This is a genomic window from Streptomyces sp. UH6 (assembly GCF_013421635.1).
Taxonomy (GTDB): Bacteria; Actinomycetota; Actinomycetes; order Streptomycetales; family Streptomycetaceae; genus Streptomyces; species Streptomyces abyssomicinicus.
Window position 1 is genome coordinate 1 of record NZ_JACADT010000736.1, and the last position, 2,863, is coordinate 2,863.

General features: G+C 72.8%; 4 protein-coding genes. All 4 read left to right on the forward strand.

Annotated features, from left to right (window positions below):
* The coding region (locus tag HW445_RS25045) for a thiamine pyrophosphate-dependent enzyme (RefSeq protein ID WP_257231277.1) at positions 1–537 on the forward strand (537 nt) is incomplete at its 5' end.
* 13 nt (positions 538–550) lie between these two features.
* Positions 551–1,519 carry a PDR/VanB family oxidoreductase gene (locus tag HW445_RS25050; protein WP_180223193.1) on the forward strand — a complete coding sequence of 323 codons (969 nt, stop codon included), beginning with the start codon at positions 551–553 and terminating at the stop codon, positions 1,517–1,519.
* A gap of 25 nt (positions 1,520–1,544) precedes the next feature.
* Entirely contained in the window at positions 1,545–1,760 is a 216-nt protein-coding gene (locus HW445_RS25055) for a recombinase-like helix-turn-helix domain-containing protein (protein ID WP_180223194.1), read from the forward strand.
* 8 nt (positions 1,761–1,768) lie between these two features.
* Entirely contained in the window at positions 1,769–2,824 is a 1,056-nt protein-coding gene (locus HW445_RS25060; RefSeq protein WP_180223195.1) for an aromatic ring-hydroxylating dioxygenase subunit alpha, read from the forward strand.
* Positions 2,825–2,863: the final 39 nt, after the last annotated feature.

Below are 2,863 nucleotides of genomic sequence, written 5' to 3' on the forward strand. Positions count from 1 at the left end.
CCGCGCCGCGCCGTGATCGCCCGCGACGTCACCATCCCCTCCTCCAGCTGGGGCAACCGCCTGCTGCCGATCCACGACCCGCGCGACAACGTCTTCCCGCGCGGCGGCGGCATCGGCCAGGGCCTCGGCATGGGCATCGGCGCCGCCCTCGCCCACCCCGAGCGGCCCACCGTCGTCATCGCCGGCGACGGAGGCCTCGCCGTCCACCTCGGCGAACTCCTCACCCTGGCGCAGGAGCGGCCCCGCCTCACCCTGGTCGTCTTCAACGACGGCGGCTACGGCGTGCTCCGCAACATGCAGGACGCGCACTTCGACCGCCGCTCCGGCGTCGACCTCGCCACCCCCGACTTCGCGCTGCTGGCCCGCGCCGCCGGGCTGCCCTACGCCCGGATCGCCTCCGAGGCCAACGCCGGACCCGTCATCAAGGAAGCCGTCGACAGCGACGGCCCCACCCTGGTCGAGGTCGACCTCACCGCCCTCGGCCCGATGAAGAACCCGTTCACCCCGCCGGTCTCCATCCCCGGCCAGAACCAGTAGAAGGAGGACGGCCGTGAGCGACACGACGCAGGAGACGCGGATCGACCTTCTCGTGCACCGGACCACCTGGGAGGCCGACGATGTCCTGTCGGTCGACCTCGTCCACCCGGAGGGCAAGCCCCTGCCGGCCTGGACCCCCGGCGCGCACATCGACGTCCACCTCGGCGGTCTGATCCGCCAGTACAGCCTGTGCGGCGACCCCGCCGACACCGGCCGGTACCGGATCGGCGTGCTCAAGGAGCCGACGTCGCGCGGCGGTTCGGCCCACGTGCACACCAAGCTGCGCCCCGGGCAGACGGTCACCGTCAAGGGCCCGCGCAACCACTTCGCTCTGGACGACGCCCCGTCGTACCTCTTCGTGGCCGGCGGCATCGGCATCACCCCGATCCTCGCCCAGGCCCGCGAGGCCACCGCGCGCGGCCGGAGCTGGAAGCTGTGGCACGGCGGCCGGCAGCGCTCCTCGATGGCCTTCGGCGCCGAACTCCGCGCGCTGGGCGGCCCGGTGGCCTTCCACCCGCAGGACGAGAAGGGCCACCTCGACCTGCCGGCCATCCTCGCCGAGGCCCAGGCCGACCCGGGCGCCCTCGTGTACTGCTGCGGCCCCGAACCGCTGCTCGCCGCGATCGAGGCGGCCTGCGAGGAGCGCGGCCTGCGCGACAGGCTGCGCGTCGAGCGGTTCGCCGCGGTGAAGGCGCCCGCCCCGGAGGGCGGCGAGAAGACCTTCGAGGTCGAGTGCGCCCGCTCCGGCGCCACCGTCACCGTGGGGCCCGAGGAGTCCATCGTCGACGCCCTGGAGAACGCCGGCGTCGCCGTGGAGACCTCCTGCCGCGACGGCATCTGCGGCACCTGCGAGACCCGCGTCCTCGACGGCACGCCCGACCACCGGGACATGCTGCTCAGTTCCGACGAACAGGCCGCGGGCGCCTCGATGATGATCTGCGTCTCGCGCTGCGCCTCCGCCCGCCTGGTCCTCGACCTCTGACGCCCCTTCCTCACCGGAGAAGAACATGAGCCGTTACGTGGTGGTGCACCAGACCCGCACCCACGAACCCACCGACTACGAGCGCAAGCTCGCCGGCGCCCTCGAAGAAGTCTACGCCCGGCACGGCCACGACCTCGCCGACGTCGTCGCGGGCCTCAACCGCAGCAGCGTGTACCCGCCGGACGGCGACGCCTGGACCGAGGAGTCGTTCCGGGCCGAGATGAAGCGACTGGGAGCGTGACGACGACCATGACGAGCACCGTGACGACGACCACGACGGGCGCGAACCCCGCCGTCGAGGAGCTGGCCGAGCGGATCCACGCGACGGGCCTGCGCAACCAGTGGTACCCGGTCCTGCCCTCCGACCAGGTCGCGGCCGGCTCCATGAAGCGCGTGACCCGCTGGAACGAGCCCTGGCTGCTGTTCCGCCGCCCCTCCGGCGAGCTGCACATGATCGCCGACCGCTGCCCGCACCGCAGCGCCCCGCTCTCCCTCGGCCAGCACCTCGGCGACCGGGTCGCCTGCCTGTACCACGGCGTCCAGGTCGACGGCACCGGCACCGTCGTCTCGGTGCCCGGCCTGCCCGGCTGCAACCTGGAGGGCAAGCAGCTGGTGCGTTCTCTGCCGGTGCAGGAGCACTGCGGCGCGATCTTCGCCTACTGGGGCGACGAGCAGCACCCTGAGCCGCCGGAGCTGGTCCTGCCCGACCGGCTGAGCGACCCGGAGACCGCGCACTTCCTCAACTACGCCGAGTGGGGCGCCCCGTGGCGCTTCTACATCGACAACGTGCTCGACCCCATGCACGGGGCCTTCCTGCACGGCCACTCCCACTCCATGTCGGGCGGCGCCAAGTCGGCCCGCTTCCGCATCCGGGAGACCGGGCGCGGCTTCTTCTTCGAGAAGACCGACCAGGTCGGCGTGAACTTCGACTGGGTCGAGTTCGGCCGCACCGGCGTCGACTGGGTCGACCTGGAGATCCCCTACCAGCCCTACGCCGGGCCGGGCGGCGCCTTCGGCATCGTCGGCATGGTCGTGCCGGTCACCGACACCGAGTGCGCGGTCTTCCACTGGCGCACCCGCAAGGTCCAGGGCTGGGAGCGCGACTCCTGGCGCTTCCTGTACCGGATGACGCTGGAGGAGCGCCACCACGAGGTGCTGGAACAGGACCGCGTCATGCTGGAGGGCATGCCGGCCGACGGCGACGTGGGCGAGAACCTCTACCAGCACGACCTCGGCGTGGTCCGCATCCGCCGCCTCTACCGCAGCGACGCCACCCGCCAGGCCCAGGCCCTCACGACGGGCTGACCGCCCGCGCGCGAGCCGCACCGAGCCCCCGAAGCCGCC